Origin of the sequence: Amycolatopsis sp. cmx-4-83, assembly GCF_046548815.1 — a bacterium.
Lineage (GTDB): Bacteria > Actinomycetota > Actinomycetes > Mycobacteriales > Pseudonocardiaceae > Amycolatopsis > Amycolatopsis pretoriensis_A.
The window spans coordinates 156103-174608 of the sequence record NZ_JAEBEF010000021.1 but is presented as its reverse complement, the minus strand read 5'-3'; the positions used below and the strand labels follow the sequence as shown (position 1 = coordinate 174608).

The window sequence follows — 18506 nt, the reverse complement described above, 5'->3', positions numbered from 1 at the left end:
GTCGCCGACGCCGCCGACCACATCTGGGCCTGGTCCCGCTTCCGCCGTCGACGACAACACCAAGCTCGCCTCAGCCACTACAAACGACGAGGCTACCCACTCACCTAACTGCCGTTGCAGTACTAGGCCACCAGGTCGAGCCAGGCTTGCGCGAGTGCGCCGTGGCCGGCCGGGGTCGGGTGCACGCCGTCCTCGGACCAGTGTTCGGCCCCGGCCGTCGCGCTGAGTTCGGCGAACATGCGGTCGGCGGCCAGCAGGGCGGCGCCGTACTCGTGGGCCAGTTCCCGCACGGCCCGGATCTTGGGGTCGAGGCCGGTCCGCCACGCCTGGCGGACGTCGTCGCCGATGATCACCTCTTCGGCTTCGCCTGCGCGGTGGATCCCGGCTTCGACGTCGCCGTGGACCGGGATGAGGAACGGTTCGATGAGGATCAGCTGCGTGCCGGTGGCGGCGAGGGGTGCGAGCAGGCGGTCGTAGCCCGCCGCGAACTCGTCCGCGGAGACCTCGGGTACGTGCGGGTGGAAGGTGTGGCGTCCGTTGTCGTTGACGCCGACGAGGATCGAGACCAGGTCGGGGCGGGTGGCGAGGACGTCGGTGCGCCAGCGGGCTTCGAGGTCGGGCACGGTGTTGCCGGCGTGGGCGGTGTTGCGCCAGGTGATGGGGCGGCCGGGGTGGTGGAAGCACCATTCGCCGGCGACCAGTGCGGGGTAGGCGCAGCGGTCTTCGCCTTCGGGGCGCCAGAGGTCGGTGATGGAGTCGCCGGTGAAGAGCACGGTGCTGTGGGGCTTCAAGGTGATCGTCATGCGGTCGAGCGTGGCGGGGGTGGCTGGCGGGGAACGCACAGCGGGCTGGCATTCCCCGCCGCCCCGCTGTCAGGCGGTCGCGGTGCGCTCGTGGGTGACGATGTGGTCGACGAAGCCGTAGGTGAGGGCTTCGTCGGCGTCGAACCAGCGGTCGCGGTCGGCGTCGGCGGTGATGCGTTCGACGGTCTGGCCGGTCTGGGCGGCGGTGATCTGGGCGATGCGGTGTTTCATCTTGCCGAAGACGGCGGCCTGGATGGCGATGTCGGTGGCGGCGCCGCCGATGCCGGCGGAGGGCTGGTGCATGACGATGCGGGTGTTGGGCAGGAGGTAGCGCTTGCCGGGGGTGCCGGAGGAGAGCAGGAACTGGCCCATGGAGGCGACGAAGCCGAGGCCCCAGGTGGAGACGTCGGGTTTGACGAGCTGCATGGTGTCGTAGATGGCCATGCCGGCGGTGACGCTGCCGCCGGGTGAGTTGATGTAGAAGGTGATGTCCTTGGCGGGGTCGTCGGCGGCGAGGAGGAGCAGCTGGGCGATGATCCGGTTGGCGACTTCGTCGTTGACTTCGGAGCCGAGGAAGACGATGCGGTCGCGCAGGAGCTGCTGGTAGACGGAGTCGTCGGGGGCTTGGTTGGGGGTGTGCATGTCGGGTAGGGCGAGAAGGGTCATGGGCCGACGTTAGGGCCGGGGCTGCTGGTGGCGGGGTGGGTTTCGCTGTGGGCGTGCGGTGTTCGCGGGACGCGAAAGGGCCGCCGTCCGGTGTGGACGGCGGCCCTGGGGGTGTGCGTGGGCTCAGATGAGGCCGAGCTTCTTCACGGTGTCGCGTTCTTCGACGAGTTCGGCGACGGAGGCGTCGATGCGGGCGCGGGAGAAGTCGTCGATCTCGAGGCCCTGGACGATTTCGTACTTGCCGTTCTCGGCGGTGACCGGGAAGGAGGAGATGATGCCTTCGGCGACGCCGTAGGAGCCGTCGGAGACGACGCCGGCGGAGGTCCAGTCGCCGGCCGGGGTGCCGTTGACCCAGGTGTAGACGTGGTCGATGGCGGCGGAGGCTGCGGAGGCGGCGGAGGAGAGGCCGCGGGCTTCGATGATGGCGGCGCCGCGCTTGGCGACGGTGGGGATGAAGTCGTTTTCGAGCCAGGCCTGGTCGACCTCGACGCTCTTGCCGCCGACCTCGGCGTGCTGGACCGAGGGGTACTGGGTGGCGGAGTGGTTGCCCCAGATGGCGAGCTTCTTGAGCTCGGTGACGGGGACGCCGAGCTTCTTGGAGAGCTGGGCGAGGGCGCGGTTGTGGTCGAGGCGGGTCATCGCGGTGAAGCGGTCGGCGGGTACGTCGGGGGCGTGCGACTGGGCGATGAGGGCGTTGGTGTTGGCGGGGTTGCCGACGACGAGGACCTTGATGTCGTCGGCGGCGCCGGCGTTGATGGCTTCGCCCTGGGGCTTGAAGATGCCGCCGTTGGCTTCGAGGAGGTCGCCGCGCTCCATGCCCTTGCTGCGGGGGCGGGCGCCGACGAGGAGGGCGATGTTGGTGCCTTCGAAGGCCTGCTTGGGGTCGTCGAAGATGTCGATGCCGGACAGGAGGGGGAACGCGCCGTCGTCGAGCTCCATGGCGGTGCCCTCGGCCGCCTTGACCGCCTGCGGGATCTCGAGGAGCCGCAGCTTCACCGGGACGTCCTGGCCGAGGAGCTGACCGGAGGCGATGCGGAAGAGCAGCGCGTAGCCGATCTGGCCGGCGGCGCCGGTGACGGTCACGTTGACAGGGGCTTGGGTCATTGCGGTTCTCCAGCTTGAGACGACTTTGGCTAGTGCGTGGAGCCTATCCCTCCTGGGCGTTGCGGGTCGGGTGCGTCCAGTCACTGTTGCGTGGATCGCTTTTCGGGGTCGGTGACGTTGGCCGTGAGGCGGTGGAGGAGGTCGGTGAGCTGGGTGATTTCGGTGTCGGTGAGGCCGCGGCGGAGGCGTTGGTCGTGGGCGATGGCGGCGGTGGCGAGGCGGTGGAAGAGCTGTTCGCCGTCGTCGGTGAGTTCGACGAGGTGGACGCGGCGGTTGTCGGGGTCGCGGCGGCGGGTGACGAGGCCGGTGGTTTCCATGGCGTTGAGGTGGTGGGTGAGGGTGGCGCCTTGGATGCCGACGGCGTCGGCGAGTTGGCGTTGGTTGGCGACGGGGTGGGTTTTGAGGGAGATGAGGATCTGCCAGACGGGTTGGGAGCCGCCGGCGGTGGCGAGGGCTTGGTCGAAGGCGCGGCTGGCGGTTTTGGCGGTGCGGGTGAGGACGACGCCGATGGGTGTGGTGGTGGGTTGGGGCACGGGTGGACCGTACCGCAGATGCATCGGACTCTAAGCGTTTGACATCGAACGATTAGATATCTAACGTTGTGCTCGTCAACCGGCAGCCGGAAGGGGAGCACGATGAGCACCGAAGAGCAGGTCCGCGAGTTCGGCCGGGTCTGGGCCGCGGCCGAGGAGCGGGGCGACACCGGAGTACTGGCCGGCCTGGTCGTCGACGGGTTCCGCCTCGTCGGCCCGCTGGGTTTCGTCCTGGACCGGGAGCAGTGGCTCGCGCGCTACGGCGGCGGGGACCTGGTGACCGAGAAGCTGACGTGGGACGAGGTCGAGGTCCGCGACTTCGGCACGACCGCCCTCGCGATCGGCGTGCACGAGCAGGTCGCCCGGCACCGCAGGAACCCGGTGAACGGCCGGTTCCGCGCCACGCACGTCCTGGTCCGCGACGACGACCGCTGGCGCCTGGCCGGCATGCACCTGAGCCCGATCGGCGGGCCGCCGCCGTTCGCCCCGGCCGGGGAGCGGTGATGGGCGTCGAACTGAACCACACGATCGTGTGCGCCACGGACCGGGAGAAGTCGGCGGGGTTCCTGGCCGGCGTCCTCGGCCTCGAGGTGGGCCCGGTGACCGGGCCGTTCGTGCCGATCCGGCTCGCGAACGGCGTCACGCTCGACTACCTGCGCGTGGACCGGGTGACCAGCCAGCACTACGCGTTCCTGGTGAGCGAGGACGACTTCGCCGCCGCGCTGGCGCGGATCGAGCGGGCCGGGATCACCTACTGGGCGGACCCGTTCCACGAACGGGCCGGCGAAGTCAACGGCCTCAACGGCGGCCGCGGGGTCTACTTCGAAGACCCGGACGGCCACAACCTGGAACTGCTGACGAGGGGGTAGCCGTGCGGTTGAGCATCGGGGTCACGGACTTCTCGTGGCCGGAGGACCTGACCGGCGAGCTCGCGGCCGTCGCGGTGGCGGCCGAGGACGCCGGGCTGGACACGCTGTGGGTGGCCGACCACCTGCTGCAGGCCGACCCGAACAGCACGCCGGACTCGGCGATGCTGGAGGCGTACACGACGCTGGGGTTCCTCGCTGCCCGGACGCACCGGATCGGGCTGGGGACGATGGTCTCGGCGGTGACGTTCCGGCCGCCGGCGCTGCTGATCAAGGCGGTCACGACGCTGGACGTCCTCTCCGGCGGCCGCGCCCGGTTCGGGATCGGCACCGGGTACCACGACGGCGAGGCGCGGGCGATGGGCCTGCCGTTCCCGCCGGTGGCCGAGCGGTTCGAGCGGCTGGAGGAGACGCTGCGGCTGGCGCTGCGGATGTGGGCCGGGGACGAGTCGCCGTTCGAGGGCACCGACCACCGCCTCGACCGTCCGGTCGGGAACCCCCGGCCGGTGCGGCGGCCGCGGGTGCTGATCGGCGGCGCCGGGGAACGCAAGACGCTGCGGCTGGTCGCGCGCTACGCCGACGCGTGCAACGTCTTCGACGTCCCCGACGGCGGCCGGACCGTGCGGCACAAGCTGGCCGTCCTCGCCCGCCACTGCGAGGAGGCCGGGCGGCCGTACGGGGAGATCGAGAAGACGATCAGCACCCGGCTCGCGCCCGGCGAGTCCGCGGCGTCGTTCGCGGGGCGGTGCGTGGAGTTCGCGGAGTGGGGGATCGGGCACGCGGTGGTGATCACGGCGGGCCCGTGGTCGCCGGCGGCGGTCGCGACGCTGGGGGAGGCCGGGGTGTTGCTGGCGCGGTGAAACGATCAAGCCCGGACGTCACGCGGTGATCGTGTGCGGCGGGCGGCGGTCCGGGGGTGCGAAATCGTTTTCCGATAGTATTCCTTCGTTTCGCCGAGAATGCGGGTCCGAAATTATCGGTATACCGCGTGGCGGGACGACTGCGGAGTGTTGCTCCGTTCAGGGGCGTTTGCGACCATGATCCTTTCGCTACCATGGTCGGCGCCCCCGTACCCAATTCGAATGTATTGGGAAGGATTCCGATGCTGTCTGCGGTCGTTGCTGCCGTAATGGCGCTGTCCTCAGTGGTCGCCCCGCATTCGTGGAACACTCCTCCGCCGCCCGACAAAATCGTCATCGACGTGGTGAACGCCATCGGCACGGGCTGCCCGACCGGCACGTCGGCGGTGGCGGTCTCGCAGGACAACACGGCGTTCACCGTGACGTACAGCGCCTACACGGCGTTGGTCGGGATCGGTGCCGGCCCGCTGGACGCGAGGAAGAACTGCCAGATCGGCCTGCGGGTGCACGTCCCGCAGGGTTTCACCTACGGAATCGCGCAGGCGGACTACCGCGGATTCGCCCACCTGGAACGGGGAGCGACCGGGCTGGAAAGAGCGAACTACTATTTCCAGGGAAATTCGCCGACGGCGTACGTGCAGCACCCGCTGGCGGGTCCGTTCGAAGACGACTGGCATTTCACCGATTCGACGGAGGTCGGTGCGATCGTGTTCAAGCCGTGCGGCGAGGAACGCAATCTGAACATCAACACGGAATTGCGCGCGGCGGCCGGGACGTCGGATCCGAAGAAGACGACGAGCTACGTCACGATGGACTCGACCGACGGCAGCATCACCACGGTGTACCACTTCGCGTGGCTGGTCTGCCCCTGATCGGCTCCGGCTCCGGGTGAGGCGGAGAAGGTGAAGAGGGGCGGCGCGGCCAGGCAACCGCGCCGCCCCGGACCCGCTACTTCGCCGGGGCGCGTGGGTCGGTGGCCTGCAGGCCGAAGACGAGGCCGAGGGAGACCAGCGCCTCGTCGAGGTGGCTGAGGCTGGAGAGGACGGCGCGGGTTTCGGCCTGCTCGATCCGGTCGGAGACCGGCGTGCCGTCGTCGCGCACGAGCGTGCCGGGTGTGGGGCCACCCGGCGCGTCGAGCGCTTTGCGCAGGACGTCGATGTTGGCCAGCAGCCGCCCGGTGAACTGGCGGAGCCGGTCGGTGTCGGCGCCGGCGAGCATCCCGGGCTGGGCGCGGGCGGCGACGTGGCGGGCCCGGAAGGCGATGGTCTCCAGGGTGGTCAGCACGTGCCAGCCGTAGTCGCGGCGGGCGCTGCGCAGGTTGACCGGGTGGGTCAGCGGCTCGATGGTGGTCCGGACCACCTCGACCGAGCGGTCGAGGTCGCGGGAGAGCTCGATGATGTTGACGTTCTCCTCCCCGGCGAGGAGCTCGCGGGCGTGTTCGAGGAACTCCTCGAGCTCGTCGAGCACCTCGGCGATGTCGTCGAGCATGACCGCGCGGGTGCGGACCGGGACGATGACGACGGCGGCGAGGATCCCCGCGGCGGCACCGACGGCGGTTTCGGCGACGCGGATCCAGAGCACGGCGAGGCTGAACGTGCCCAGCAGGCTGTAGAGCAGGCCGAGCATGCTGGTGATGAAGAACGCCATCACCACCTGCGAGACGCGCGCGGTGTAGACCATGCCGAACACGCAGACCAGGATCAGCGCGAGGGTCGCCGGGGTGTTCCCGCCGACGAGCAGCGCGAGCAGGACGCCGCCGACGATGCCGATCAGGGTGCCGCCGAGGCGGCGGACGCCCTTGACGAAGGTGGCGCCGGCGCTGGAGGCGCCGATGAACACGACGAAGACGGTCAGCACGGCCCAGTACCAGCGCTGGTGGGACACCAGTTCCCCGCCGAGCACGGCGAGCCCGCCGCCGACGACGGCCTGGATGGCGCTGCGGGTCCGGTTGTCGTAGGCGAACCGGGGTTCCGGCTCCTCCGCTTCGGCCTCGAGCGGGTCCACCGTGGCCTCGGGGACGGCGGCGCGCTGGGCCCGGTCGTCGGCCAGCGCCAGTTCGGCCAGTGCCTTGCGGACGCCGTCGCCCGGGGCGGCGTGTTCGTCGATGCGGCTGCCTTCGACGAGCATCCGGCTGTACTCGCCGGTCTGGCTGATCAGCGGGAGCTCGCGCGGGTCGCGTTCCATGAGGGCGCGGAAGCGGGCGAGCCGGGCGATGAGGTCGTCGCGGACGTCGGTGCCGAGTTCGTCGGAGCAGGTGCGCTGGACGGTGCTGGCCAGCCACTGCACGGCCAGTTCCACTTCGATGGCGCGGCGGCGGAGGCGGTCGGCGGCGCGGGCGTCGACGACGTCGGGGGCGGCGTCCTCGATGAGCAGGACGCACTCGTGGAGCCGGGCCAGCGACGTCCGCAGCTGCTTGCGGGTCCGGTCGCTGCCGCCGACGGCCAGGTGCGCTTCGGTGGCGCGGACGACCGCGGCGAGCCGGGCGCGGAAGGCCCGGCGGACCCGCAGGAACTCGGCTTCGGCGTTGTGCCGCAGCAGGACGAACCGGACGACGGCGTTGGCGAGCACCCCCACGGCCAGCGCCAGCAGCAGCTGCGGCACCTGCTTGAGGTGGGCCTGCAGGAACATCGGGAAGAAGAACAGGAAGAACGCGATCGACCCGAGCGCGGTGCCGCGCGGGCCGAAGCGCTGGGCGTAGACGGCGACGAAGATCAGCAGGACGAACACGATGCTGTCCAGCGGCGGCAGCGCCGAGCCGAGGCTGGCGGTGGTGATCGACGCGGCGCCGGTGAGGAACGCCAGCGCGAGCGTCACGCCCTGGGCGCCCGGGGTCGCGTCGTTGACGGTGAACGCCGTCATCATCGCGGCGATGGCGCCGACGAGCATCACGGTGAGCGGCAGGTGCGCGGGCAGCAGCGCGCCCACGGCGAGCACGATGCCGAGCACCGCGGACCCGGCCAGCCGCAGCCGGACCAGGCCGGGGTCGGCCGCCGCGAGCCGGTCGAGGGCGGCGAGGCGGAACCGGTTCATCGGGCGAGCAGCTCCCATTGGGCGAGGGTGGTGCGGCGGCCGCGGGTGGCGGTGATCCGCAGCCGGTAGCGGGCGTGCGCGGCCGGGGCGGCGAGGGCGAAGGGCCGGGTCTGGCGCCGCCAGCGGAACAGCTCGCCTTCGCGCTCGTCGAGGGTGGTCCAGTCGGTCCCGTCGGCGGAGCCCTCCAGCACCCACGCGCTGGGGTCGCCGGAGCGGGCGCCGGAGGTGAGCGTGTACATCGTGACCGGGCGGGGCTCGCCGGTGACGGCGAACTCGATCGACGGCGTGGCGCTGCGGAAGGTGACCTGGGTGCGGGTGGTGTCGTCGACCAGCGCGCCGACGTTCTTGGCTTCGGCGCTGGTCACGGTGCCGGTGAGGTCGGTGACCGGGTCCGGTGGCTCGGCGGGGGGCGGCGGGGTGCCCCAGCCGGTGGGTTCGGTGGTGAGGTCGAAGACCAGTTCGGCGCCGCCGGCGAGGGTGGCGTGCGCGATCGAGGTGTCCTCGTGCGGCTCGCCGTTCACCGTGAGCCCGCGGACGTAGACGGTCTCGTCGGTGTTGCCCGGCGCGTGGACGACCAGCTTCTTGCCGTCGCCCAGGTGGACGGTCGCCTTCTCGAACAACGGCGACCCGATCGCGTAGCGCGGGCTGCCGACGGCGAGCGGGTAGAAGCCGAGCGCGCTGAACAGGTACCACGCGGACATCTCGCCGTTGTCCTCGTCGCCGGGGTAGCCCTGGCCGATTTCGCTGCCGAGGTAGAGCCGCCGCAGCACCTCCCGCACGACGCGCTGGGTCTTCGCGGGCGCGCCGGCGAGGTTGTAGACGTAAGGGATGTGGTGGGAGGGCTGGTTGGAGTGCCCGTACTGGCCCATGCGGACGTCGCGGGCCTCGGTCATCTCGTGGATCAGGCCGCCGTACGCGCCGGGCCGCCGTCCGGTCTCCGGGGTGGCGAAGAACTCGTCCAGCTTGGCCTCGAGCCCGGCGTTGCCGCCGTGGAGGGCGGCCAGGCCGGGGCCGTCGTGGGGTGCGGTGAAGGCGGTGTTCCAGGCGTTGGTCTCCACGAAGTCGCCGCCCCACGCCGCCGGGTCGTAGCCGGCGGGCCCGAACTTGCGGCGCCCGTCGCGGTGGCGGCCCTGGAAGAACCCGATCTCCGGGTCGAAGTGGTGGACGTAGTGCTTCGCGCGCTCGCGGAAGTAGGCCGCGTAGTCGGCGTAACGGCGGGCCCGCTCGCCTTCGCTTTCCCGCGCGAGGGCGTCGGCGAGGTTGGCGAGGCCGAAGTCGTTGATGCAGCCTTCCAGCGCCCACGACAGTCCTTCGTGGACCGACACCGGCGTCCAGCCCAGGAAGATCGACTCCTCGAGGCCCTTCCGCCCGACCGCGCGGTGCGGCGGGGTGACGGTGGCGTTCTTCAGCCCGGCGTCGAAGGCGGCCTCGACGTCGAAGTCGCGCACGCCCTTGAGGTAGGCGTCGGCGAACGCGACGTCGGAGCTGGTCCCGGTCATCAGGTCGGCGTAGCCGGGTGAGGACCAGCGGGAGATCCAGCCGCCCTCGCGGTACTGCTGGACGAAGCCGTCGATCATCCGCCCGCACTGCTCCGGGGTGAACAGCGCGTACGCCGGCCAGGTCGTGCGGTAGGTGTCCCAGAAGCCGTTGTTGACGTACAGCTCGCCGTCGACGACCTTCGCGCCGGTGCGCCGCCGGGTGCTCGGCCACCGCCGCCGCACGACGGGGCTCGCGTGCCGGATCCCCTTCGGCGTGTTCTCGTGCGCGGCGTTCGGGTACAGGAACAGCCGGTACAGGTTCGAGTAGAGCGTGGTGGCCTGGTCGTCGGTCGCGCCTTCGACCTCGACGCGGCCGAGCTGCTCCTGCCACAGCTGCCTGGCCCGCGCCCGCACCTCCTCGAACGTCGTCCCGGCCGGGATCTCCAGTTCGAGGTTGCGCTTGGCCTGGGCGAGGCTGATCAGCGACGTCGCGATCCGCAGCGTCGCGTCGGGCCCGTCGAACTCGAAGTACCCCGACACGCGCCGCCACGGCGGGCGGCGGACCTTCGCGCCCCGCGTGGCCGGGGCGTCGGTGACGCCGTAGACGAACATCCGGCGCGCCCCGGCCGAGAGCCGGCTGCGGACCCGGGTGTACCCGCTGATCACGCCGGTGTCGGCGTTGAGCCGCAGGCGGCCGCGGTTGCGGACGTTGTCGAACAGCAGCCAGCCGTGCTTGTCCGGGAAGGTGAACCGCAGGATCGCCGCGTGCGACGTCGGGGCGAGGTCGGCGGTCATCCCGTTGGCGAACCGGACGCCGTAGTGGTGCGGTGAGTCGGTCTCGTCGGCGTGGGAGAAGGCCAGCGCGCGCTTGCGGCGCTTCGGCTCGACCGGGCCGGTGCCGGGCATGACGTGGAAGGTGTGCCGGTCGCCCATCCACGGGCTCGGCTGGTGGCTCAGCGCGAGGGCCTGCAGCGCCGGCTGGTTCTCGGCGTTGTTGTGGCGGTGGTAGGAGTAGAGCCAGTTGGTGACCCCGGCGTCGGTGACCGGGGTCCAGAAGTTGAAGCCGTGCGGCACCGCGGTGGCCGGGAAGTTGTTGCCCCGGGAGAAGTCGCCGCTGGAGTGCGTGCCCCGCGTGGTGCGGACGAAGTCGACCGGATCCCGCGGCGGCCCGGGACGTTCGGCGACGCGGACGTCGTCGATCCACCCCGTGCTGTCGTCCGGTGCGTCGGTGCGCAGGACGATCCTTCGGATCCGGCGTCCGGCGAACGCGCCCAGCGGGCGGCGGACCGGGTTCCACTGGTCCACCCAGAGCGTCTTGTCGTCGACCGGCTCGAACCCGGCGCTCGTGCCGTCGGCGAATTCGACGTCGAGGCTGACCCGGGTGGCGTGGTAGGCGGGGACGTCCCCGTCGGCGGCCGGGAACACCACATAGGACAGCTCGGTGCGCCCGGTGACGGGGACGTCGAGCTCGAACAGCACCGCGCGCGCCGGTGAGCCGTAGCGGAGGGCGCGTGCCCCGGTGAAGCCGACGCCGGTCTTGGCCGTGGGGGAGCGGTCCGGCCCGGTGTCCACGACGAGGCCGGGATCCGCGGGCTGCGGATCACCCGTTTCGAAGGAGGAGAAGAACACGGCGTCGGACATGGGGACACCGTATCCGCCGAACGGCGCAGCCGCGGTCCCGACGCGGCCGGCCCCCGAACGCGGTGAAGGCCACCTTCAGGAACGTACAGTTCCTGAAGGTGGCCTTCACCGCACTTACCGGGCTAGATCTTCGCGCACTGACCCGCGGCCGGGCCGCGGACCGTGTTCGGCAGGTCGTGGTCCGTCGGGACCGGCGAGTTCGCCGCGCACGCCAGCGGGCCGCCCACCGTGCTCGACGTCAGGACCGGGCCGTGGTTGGCGGTCAGCGCGACCGGGCCGGCGATGTCGGTCAGCTCGATCGACACCGTCCCCGTCGCCCCGGTGATCGCCACCGGGCCACCCACCTTCGTGCGGTTCAGCACGACCTGCGCGGCGCCGGTCGCCGCGAGCGGGCCCTTGATCTGGCCGCCGCGGACGATCAGCGACGCGCCGCCGCCCACCGTGACCGGGCCCGAGATCGTCGCGTCCTGCAGGCACACCGTGCCCGAGGTGACCGACAGCGGCCCGTTCGAAACACCCGTCACCGTGCGGGTGCACGCCGCGTCCGGCTTGCCCAGCAGCTCGAACTCGGCCAGCTGCGCCGGGGCGCCGGTGCTGGTCGCGGTCACTTCGAGCTTGTAGTACGCGTAGTGCGCCGGGTTGGCGACCTTGAACGCGCGGGTCTGCTGCCGCCAGCTGAACGACTGGTTCGCCTGCTGGTCGGCCACTGCCCACGTCTTGCCGTCGTAGGAGCCCTTCAGCGTCCAGCTCTTCGGGTCGCCCGCACCGGTCTGGGACGTCAGCGTGTAGTTCGTGACAGCCTCGTCGGTGCTGTCGAGCTGGTACTGCACGGCCCCGGTGACGGCGGCCTGGGTGCGTGACGTGTTGTCCACCATCGCCTTGGCGTCGGAGCCGTCCGAAGTGGACAGCGTGCCCCGGCCAGGACCGGTCTCGTCGTGCAACGGCGCCGGGACGGCGTCACCCTGGGTGATCGACTTCGGCGCGTCGTTCGGGCCGGTGCCCCACTTCGACGGGTTCGGGCCCATGTCGAAGTCGATGACCCCGCCGCGCGCGATGACGTCCTGCGACAGCGACGTCGAGGAGTACGCCTTGCCGTTGACCTTCACGCCCTGGACGTAGACGTTCTTCGCGCTGTTCTTCGGCGCGTTGATCACCAGGTCCTTGCCGCCGGCCAGGTGGATCGTCGCCTTCTTGAACAGCGGGGACCCGATCGCGTAGTTCGGGCTGCCCATCTGCAGCGGGTAGAAGCCCAGCGCGCTGAAGGTCCACCACGCCGACTGCTCGCCGTTGTCCTCGTCACCCGCGTAGCCCTGGCCGATCTCGCTGCCGGTGTAGAGCCGCGAGAGCGCCTCGCGGACCTTCTCCTGCGTCTTCGACGGCTGGCCCGCGTAGTCGTACATGTAGAGCGTGTGGTGCGAGGCCTGGTTCGAGTGACCCAGCTGCCCCATCCGGACGTCGCGGGCCTCCCGCATCTCGTGGATCACGCCACCGTAGGAGCCGGGGAAGTTCGCGGTCTCCTGGTCGGCGAAGAACGCGTCCAGCTTCTTCGCCAGCCCCGCCTTGCCGCCGTAGAGGTTCGCCAGGCCCTGACCGTCCTGCGGCACGGAGAACGCCATGCCCCAGCCGTCGGTCTCGGTGTAGTCGATGCCCCACACCCGCGGGTCGTAGTCCTGCGGCGAGCGGCTGAACTTGCCCGCCGCGTCCCGGCCCTGGAAGAACCCGACGCTCGGGTCGAACAGGTTCACGTACTGCTGCGCGCGGCTGGTGAAGTACTCGTAGTTCGACAGGTACTCCTGCTTGCGCGGGTCGCTCGCCGGGGCCTCGTCGTAGAGCTTCTTCGACAGGTTCGCGATGCCGAAGTCGTTGACGTACCCCTCGATCGACCACGAGAACCCGTGGTCGGCGGTGTTGGGCGCGTAGCCGAGGAACATGCCCTCGTCGACACCCTTGCGGCCGACCGCGTTGTTCGGCGGCGTGACCGTCGCGTCCTTCAGCGCCGCGTCGTAGAACGACTTGACGTCGAAGTTCTTCACGCCCTTGAGGTAGGCGTCGGCGAAGGCGACGTCGGCGCTGGTGCCGGTCATCAGGTCGGCGTAGCCCGGGGACGACCAGCGCGAGATCCAGCCGCCGTCGCGGTACTGCTGCACGAACCCGTCGACCATCTTCCCGGCCATGTCCGGGGTGAGCAGCGAGTACGCCGGCCACGTCGTGCGGTAGGTGTCCCAGAACCCGTTGTTGACGTAGGTCTGGCCGTCGACGACCTTCGACCCGGTCTGCGTCGGGGTGTCGGCCCCGGCCTTCGGCGAGACGAAGCTCGCGTACTTGTAGGCCGGCTTCTCGGTCGTGCCGGTGTTCTCGAACGCCGAGTTCGGGTACAGGAACAGCCGGTACAGATTCGAGTAGAGCGTCGTGATCTGGTCCTTCGACGCGCCCTCGACCTCGATCACCTTCAGCTGGTCGTCCCACGTGCGCTGCGCGGCGTCGCGGACGGAGTCGAAGGTCGCGTTCGGGGCGATCTCCTGGGCCAGGTTCTTCTTGGCCTGTTCGACGCTGAGCAGCGACGTCGCGATGCGCATGGTCACGATCTTGTCGGCGCCGGCGGCGAACCGCAGGTAGCCGGTGACGTTGTCGCGGCCCTGCCCGGTGAGCTTGCCGCCCGCGGTGACCGGCTTGTCGAAGGTGGCGTAGACGAACATCCGCCCCGCACCGGCCGACAGGCCGCTCTTGGCGTCGGTGAAGCCGGACAGCGTGCCCGTCGCCGGGTCGAGCGTCAGCCCGCCGGAGTTGTTCACGTTGTCGAAGATCAGGCTCGAGTCGGCGCCCGGGAAGCCGAACCGCATGACCGCCGCGTGGTCGGTCGGGGCGATCTCGGTCTTGATCCCGTTCTGGAACTGCACCCCGTAGTAGTGCGCCCGCGCGGTCTCGTCGCTGTGCTTGAACGCCAGCGCGCGCTTGTCGCGGTTGGCGTCGGGCACCCCAGCGGCCGCGGACGGCATCACCTGGAAGCTCTGCCGGTCACCCATCCAGGGGCTCGGCTCGTGGCTCACGCTGAACGCCTGCAGCACCGGCAGGTTGTCCGCGTTGTTCTGGGTGCTGTAGTTGTACAGCCAGCTGTCGGACCCGGCGTCGGTCACCGGCGTCCAGAAGTTGAAGCCGTGCGGCACCGCGGTCGCCGGGAAGTTGTTGCCCCGGGAGAACGTGCTGTTGGCCATCGTGCCGCGCGTGGTGAGCACGTTGTCGCTCGGGCGGGTGCTGGCCGGCGGGGTCGGCGTCGCCGAGATCTTGACGTCGTCGAGCCAGCCCTGCAGCGAACCGGGGCCGTCGGGGTTGTCGTAGCCGACCAGGATCCGGTCGATCGTCTTGCCCTTGGCGACCGTGCCGATCGCCGAGCGCACCAGGTTCCACTGGTTGGTGTAGAGGACCTTGCTCTTGCCCTGGCCCTCCGGCGTCAGCGGGAAGCCGTACTGGTCGGTCGCGCCGAGGTCGCGCAGCCGGGTGCCGTCGGTGAAGACCAGGTCGATCGCCACGTTCGTGCTCTGGTACTTCAGGTCACCGGTGATGAACTGCGGCTGCACCTTGTAGGACAGCTCGGTCGAGGCGACGACCGGGACGTCGACGTCGAAGACCTTGTTGTAGGACCAGCCGTGGCCTTCCGCGGTCTGGCTGCCGGAGTAGCGGAACGCCTTGAGCCCGGTGTAGCCGACGCGGTTCTTGTTCGTGTACCCGCTGGTCGGGCCGGAGTCGGTGAAGCTGCGCATGTTCGGCAGCGGCGGCGGCGCCGGCTCGTCGTTGGCCAGCAGCAGCTCCGAGAGCTGCAGGATGGGCCCGCCGTTGTTGCGGGTGACGTTCAGCCGGAAGAACTTGAACGCGGCGCTCGGGGCGGCCAGCGTGTAGTCCTTCTGCTGGAAGCGGGCGGTGAACGCCTGGTCGGCCTGCTTGTCGAGGTCGGTCCAGGTGAGGGCGTCGTTCGAGCCCTGCAGCGTCCAGTCCTTGGGGTCGCGGTTGTCGAAGTCGTTGGCCGAGGACAGCGCGTAGTGCGTGATCGACGTCGGCTCCGACAGCGACAGCTGCGCCCACGCGGTCGGGTCCCAGGACAGCCACTTCGTGTCGGTGGTCCCGTCGAAGAGGTTCGACACGACCTCGCCGCCGCTGGTGTTCTCGCTGCTGGCGCTGCTTTCGGTGACCTTGCCGCGGATGTCGCCGGGGATGGCGGTGCCGTTCGCGCCGTTGATCCCGGACGCGCGCGGCTTGCCTGCGGCGTCGGTGTCCACGGTGTCGGTCCAGGTCGGCTGGACGTCACCGGCTTCGAACGAGGACGAGAAATCGGCGGGCAGAGCTTCGTCGGCGGCGGCCGGGACCGCGGGGACGGCGACCAGGCCGGCGGCGACCACGGCGGCGGTCACCAGGAAAGCGACCGGTGGTCTGGCGCTTCGGGGCATCATTGCTCCCAGTGCTGGAGGGCGGGTTCATCAAGCGCCGCGCAGGCGGGGACCGGCGGCGCCCAGGAAGACAAACGCGCGGGTGACATCGATGTCAAGGCTGCCGGTCAAACCTGGCCAGAAGTGGACAACTCGACGGCACCGGCCCCGTCGACGGGCACTCGACCGGGCCACCGGACTCCCCGGTCCGGCCGCGCGCGGTAACCGGATCCCGGTCGGTTCACCCGATCGGTAAGGTCACCGCCATGACCGACCCCGCCGACCGGGTCCTCTCCCGGGCGTCCCTCGCCGCAGGCAATCCGACCGGCTGGTTCGACCAGCTCTACACCGCCGCCGAGCGCGGCGAGGCGGAAGTCCCCTGGACCCGCGGCGAACCCAACGTCGACCTCGCCGACTGGGTCGAGCCGGGTGAAGGCCGCCGCGCGCTGGTCGTCGGCAGCGCCCTCGGCGACGACGCCGAGCTGCTGGCTTCGCACGGCTGGGCGGTGACGGCGTTCGACGTCGCCCCGACCGCGGTCAAGGCCGCCCGCGCCCGCTTTCCGGACTCCGCGGTGGACTACGTGGTGGCCGACCTGCTCGCCCCGCCGGGGGAGTGGCGGCACGCGTTCGACCTGGTCGTGGAGATCATCAACGTCCAGGCGATGCCCCGCGAGTACCGCCCGAAGGCACTGTCCGCGCTGGCCGGCTTCCTCGCCCCGGACGGCACGCTGCTGGTCTCCGAGGTCGCGGAGGAGAGCACGGACACCGAGACGTGGGTCGGCCCGCCGTGGCCGTTCAACCGCGCGGAGATCGCCTCGATCGCCCAGGACGGCGTCCACCTGGTGAGCCTGGAAACCATCCGCGACGGCGGCCGCTACTGGGCCGAGTTCACGCGCTAGCCAGGAACCGGGACAGCACCCGCGTCCCGAAGTGCAGGCCTTCGACCGGGACCCGCTCGTCCACGCCGTGCGCCATCGCCCGGTAAGGGAAGCCTTTCGGCAGCCACAGCGGCGCGAACCCGTAGTTGTCGATGCCCAGCTGCGCGAACGCCTTCGCGTCCGTCCCGCCGCCCAGGCAGTACGGCACCACCACGGCCTCGGGGTCTTCCGCGCGCAGCGCGTCGGCCATCGCCGAGAACCACGGCGAGTCCACCGGGGCCTGCACCGGCGGCTGGTGCGCGACGAACTCCCGCGTCACCCCTTCGCCGAGCAGTTCGTCCAGTTTCGCGAACAACGACTCCTCGGTGCCCGGCAGCACCCGGACGTCGACCTGCGCGGTCGCCGTCGACGGGATGACGTTCACCTTGTAGCCGGCGTCCAGCATCGTCGGGGTGGTGCTGGTGCGGACCGTCGGCAGCACCAGCGAACCCGCCGGACCCAGCGCGGCCACCGTCGCGTCCACATCGGACAGGTCCACCGGGACACCCAGCGCCGCGCCGGTGCGTTCCAGGAACGCCCGCACCGCCGGGGTCAGCGACACCGGCCACTCGTGCGCCGCGATCCGGTGCAACGCGCCCACCAGCCGGGTGACGGCGTTCTCGTCGTTCGGGCGCGAACCGTGCCCGGCGCGGCCGCGGGCGGTCAGGCGCAGGTGCGCCGTGCCGCGTTCGGCCGTCCCCACCGGGTACAGGCGCACGTCACGGCCGTCGGCCGCCGGGACGTGGTAGGTGTAGCCGCCGGACTCGCTGATCGCCGCCACGCAGCCTTCGAACAGCTCGGGGTGCTCGGCGACGAGCCAGTGCGCGCCCCACTCGCCGCGGTCCTCCTCGTCGGCGACGAACGCCAGCACCAGCTCACGCCGCGGCCGCACACCGCTCGCCAGCGCGGCGAGCACCATCGCCACGAAGTCCTTCATGTCGGTCGCGCCGCGGCCCCACAGGTACCCGTCGCGCACCTCGCCCGCGAACGGCGGCACCGACCAGTCCGCCGCGTCCGCCGGGACGACGTCCAGGTGACCCTGCACCAGCAGCGCCGGCAGCGACGGGTCCGTGCCGGGTACACGCGCGATCACGCTGGCCCGCCCGGGCGCCGCTTCGAGGAGCTGAGACGGGATCCCCAGGCCGGCCAGGAACGCGGCCACGTACTCCGCGGCCGGGCGCTCGGGCTCGGCGTCGTTGCCGCCGCGGTTGGTCGTGTCGAACCGGATCAGGTCCGCGCACAGTTCGACGACGTCAGCCATAGATGCCCTGCACCGCCCCCGCCGCGATCGCCGTGACGACCTTGAACGCCTTCATCGCTTCGGTCATGTCCGGCGCGTCGAACCCGACCCGCCGGGTGCCGATCTGCTCCACCGTCGGGATCACCGCCGTCGCCTGCGCCAGGTGGCTCGCGTCGAACTCCACCTCGATCCGGTGCGCCCGGACCCGCCGCTCCTCGCGCCCGGCCCGCGCCATCGCGTCGGCCGCCGCGCCGGTCAGCAGCTCCGCCGTGCGGGCCGGCGGCAGGCAGATCGCCGCGTACCGGCTCACGCACTCCTTCACCTGGACCAGCTCCGCCTCCGGAGCGTAGTCACGGGCGTCTTCACACGTTTCGTCGTCACCCGAAACGAGCAGGACGGGGACGCCGTACTCGGCGGCCACCGCCGCGTTCAGCCTGCCCTCGCTCGCCGGGACGTCGTCCAGCCACACCCCGGTGATCTGGTTCTCCAGGTAGGTGTGGGAAAGCACCCCGTCGAACCCGGCACCGGCGTGGTAGCCGAGGAAGATGACACCGTCCACACCGGAATCGATGCCCTGCATCATCGACATCGGCTTGTGGCGCCCGGTCAGCATCCGCGCCCGCGGGTCCAGGTCCTCCAGCAGGAGGTTCCGCTGCGACGAATGCGCCTCGTTGACCAGCACGTCCCCGGCCCCGGCGTCGAACAGCCCGGCCAGCACCGCGTTGACGTCGCCGGTGAACAACCGGCGGAAGCGGTCCCACTGCGGCGATCCGGGCACGACGTCGTCGGTCCAGGTGACGCCGGTGGCGCCTTCCATGTCCGCCGAGATCATGATGCGCATGCCCGGCACTCTAGCCAGCCCGTCCCGGCCCCGGACGCGGAATCCCCGATCACGCTGCGTCGTCGAAAGCGATCGATAACGATCGGACACCTGCCGGGGCGGGAACATA

At 70.9% G+C, this 18506-nt stretch carries 14 protein-coding genes; 5 read left to right on the top strand and 9 right to left on the bottom strand.

Translation table 11 applies throughout. The annotated features are described in order from the left end of the window. Positions 1–122: 122 nt before the first annotated feature. The 4 genes from ACLJQM_RS45665 to ACLJQM_RS45650 all read right to left on the bottom strand — a co-directional run bounded on the left by ACLJQM_RS45665 (position 123) and on the right by ACLJQM_RS45650 (position 3106). Positions 123–803 (bottom strand): SGNH/GDSL hydrolase family protein, encoded by a 681-nt coding sequence (locus ACLJQM_RS45665; protein ID WP_410636359.1) that lies wholly within the window; start codon positions 801–803, stop codon positions 123–125. Positions 804–872: 69 nt separating this feature from the next. Further along, positions 873–1469 carry a ClpP family protease gene (locus ACLJQM_RS45660; RefSeq protein WP_360782420.1) on the bottom strand — a complete coding sequence of 199 codons (597 nt, stop codon included), beginning with the start codon at positions 1467–1469 and terminating at the stop codon, positions 873–875. 123 nt (positions 1470–1592) lie between these two features. Beyond that, complete coding sequence (locus ACLJQM_RS45655) at positions 1593–2573, bottom strand: malate dehydrogenase (protein WP_360782422.1); 981 nt, start codon at positions 2571–2573, stop codon at positions 1593–1595. Positions 2574–2653: 80 nt separating this feature from the next. Further along, positions 2654–3106 carry a MarR family winged helix-turn-helix transcriptional regulator gene (locus tag ACLJQM_RS45650; protein ID WP_360782424.1) on the bottom strand — a complete coding sequence of 151 codons (453 nt, stop codon included), beginning with the start codon at positions 3104–3106 and terminating at the stop codon, positions 2654–2656. Between the two features lie 102 nt (positions 3107–3208). Here ACLJQM_RS45650 and ACLJQM_RS45645 point away from each other — a divergent pair, with 102 nt between their 5' ends. From ACLJQM_RS45645 to ACLJQM_RS45630, 4 genes are all read left to right on the top strand, one after another. Further along, complete coding sequence (locus ACLJQM_RS45645; protein ID WP_410636358.1) at positions 3209–3610, top strand: nuclear transport factor 2 family protein; 402 nt, start codon at positions 3209–3211, stop codon at positions 3608–3610. Further along, positions 3610–3975 carry a VOC family protein gene (locus ACLJQM_RS45640; RefSeq protein WP_360782428.1) on the top strand — a complete coding sequence of 122 codons (366 nt, stop codon included), beginning with the start codon at positions 3610–3612 and terminating at the stop codon, positions 3973–3975. The genes ACLJQM_RS45645 and ACLJQM_RS45640 overlap by 1 nt, the downstream gene beginning before the upstream one ends. A 2-nt stretch (positions 3976–3977) precedes the next feature. Continuing rightward, entirely contained in the window at positions 3978–4832 is an 855-nt protein-coding gene (locus ACLJQM_RS45635; protein WP_410636357.1) for a TIGR03560 family F420-dependent LLM class oxidoreductase, read from the top strand. Between the two features lie 269 nt (positions 4833–5101). Continuing rightward, on the top strand, positions 5102–5704 hold the full coding sequence (locus ACLJQM_RS45630; RefSeq protein ID WP_410636363.1) for a DUF4360 domain-containing protein: 603 nt from the start codon (positions 5102–5104) through the stop codon (positions 5702–5704). Between the two features lie 76 nt (positions 5705–5780). Here ACLJQM_RS45630 and ACLJQM_RS45625 read toward each other — a convergent pair whose 3' ends face one another. The 3 genes from ACLJQM_RS45625 to ACLJQM_RS45615 form a co-directional block, all read right to left on the bottom strand. Continuing rightward, entirely contained in the window at positions 5781–7862 is a 2082-nt protein-coding gene (locus ACLJQM_RS45625; protein ID WP_410636356.1) for an FUSC family protein, read from the bottom strand. Next, entirely contained in the window at positions 7859–10981 is a 3123-nt protein-coding gene (locus tag ACLJQM_RS45620) for a GH92 family glycosyl hydrolase (RefSeq protein ID WP_410636355.1), read from the bottom strand. Before ACLJQM_RS45620 ends, ACLJQM_RS45625 begins: the two co-directional genes overlap by 4 nt. Before the next feature lie 122 nt (positions 10982–11103). Further along, the gene (locus tag ACLJQM_RS45615; protein WP_410636354.1) at positions 11104–15420 is read right to left on the bottom strand and encodes a GH92 family glycosyl hydrolase; all 4317 of its coding nucleotides are present in this window, start codon (positions 15418–15420) and stop codon (positions 11104–11106) included. 245 nt (positions 15421–15665) lie between these two features. On the opposite strand from ACLJQM_RS45615, the gene ACLJQM_RS45610 reads away from it, so the two are divergent. Beyond that, the gene (locus tag ACLJQM_RS45610) at positions 15666–16298 is read left to right on the top strand and encodes a class I SAM-dependent methyltransferase (RefSeq protein WP_410636353.1); all 633 of its coding nucleotides are present in this window, start codon (positions 15666–15668) and stop codon (positions 16296–16298) included. Here ACLJQM_RS45610 and ACLJQM_RS45605 read toward each other — a convergent pair. Together ACLJQM_RS45605 and ACLJQM_RS45600 are read right to left on the bottom strand one after the other, a co-directional pair. Further along, positions 16288–17577, bottom strand: coding sequence for a M20/M25/M40 family metallo-hydrolase (locus ACLJQM_RS45605; RefSeq protein ID WP_410636352.1), 1290 nt, complete (start codon positions 17575–17577; stop codon positions 16288–16290). The two genes, ACLJQM_RS45610 and ACLJQM_RS45605, sit on opposite strands and share 11 nt — an antisense overlap. Beyond that, positions 17570–18397 (bottom strand): M55 family metallopeptidase, encoded by an 828-nt coding sequence (locus ACLJQM_RS45600; protein WP_410636351.1) that lies wholly within the window; start codon positions 18395–18397, stop codon positions 17570–17572. The genes ACLJQM_RS45605 and ACLJQM_RS45600 overlap by 8 nt, the downstream gene beginning before the upstream one ends. Positions 18398–18506: the final 109 nt, after the last annotated feature.

Coding starts and splice junctions, on each gene's coding strand:
- ACLJQM_RS45665 (WP_410636359.1), bottom strand. CDS start 803: ATGACGATCACCTTGAAGCCCCACAGCACCGTGCTCTTCACCGGCGAC.
- ACLJQM_RS45645 (WP_410636358.1), top strand. CDS start 3,209: ATGAGCACCGAAGAGCAGGTCCGCGAGTTCGGCCGGGTCTGGGCCGCG.
- ACLJQM_RS45615 (WP_410636354.1), bottom strand. CDS start 15,420: ATGCCCCGAAGCGCCAGACCACCGGTCGCTTTCCTGGTGACCGCCGCC.
- ACLJQM_RS45600 (WP_410636351.1), bottom strand. CDS start 18,397: ATGCGCATCATGATCTCGGCGGACATGGAAGGCGCCACCGGCGTCACC.
- ACLJQM_RS45640 (WP_360782428.1), top strand. CDS start 3,610: ATGGGCGTCGAACTGAACCACACGATCGTGTGCGCCACGGACCGGGAG.
- ACLJQM_RS45655 (WP_360782422.1), bottom strand. CDS start 2,573: ATGACCCAAGCCCCTGTCAACGTGACCGTCACCGGCGCCGCCGGCCAG.
- ACLJQM_RS45610 (WP_410636353.1), top strand. CDS start 15,666: ATGACCGACCCCGCCGACCGGGTCCTCTCCCGGGCGTCCCTCGCCGCA.
- ACLJQM_RS45630 (WP_410636363.1), top strand. CDS start 5,102: ATGGCGCTGTCCTCAGTGGTCGCCCCGCATTCGTGGAACACTCCTCCG.
- ACLJQM_RS45605 (WP_410636352.1), bottom strand. CDS start 17,577: ATGGCTGACGTCGTCGAACTGTGCGCGGACCTGATCCGGTTCGACACG.
- ACLJQM_RS45625 (WP_410636356.1), bottom strand. CDS start 7,862: ATGAACCGGTTCCGCCTCGCCGCCCTCGACCGGCTCGCGGCGGCCGAC.
- ACLJQM_RS45660 (WP_360782420.1), bottom strand. CDS start 1,469: ATGACCCTTCTCGCCCTACCCGACATGCACACCCCCAACCAAGCCCCC.
- ACLJQM_RS45620 (WP_410636355.1), bottom strand. CDS start 10,981: ATGTCCGACGCCGTGTTCTTCTCCTCCTTCGAAACGGGTGATCCGCAG.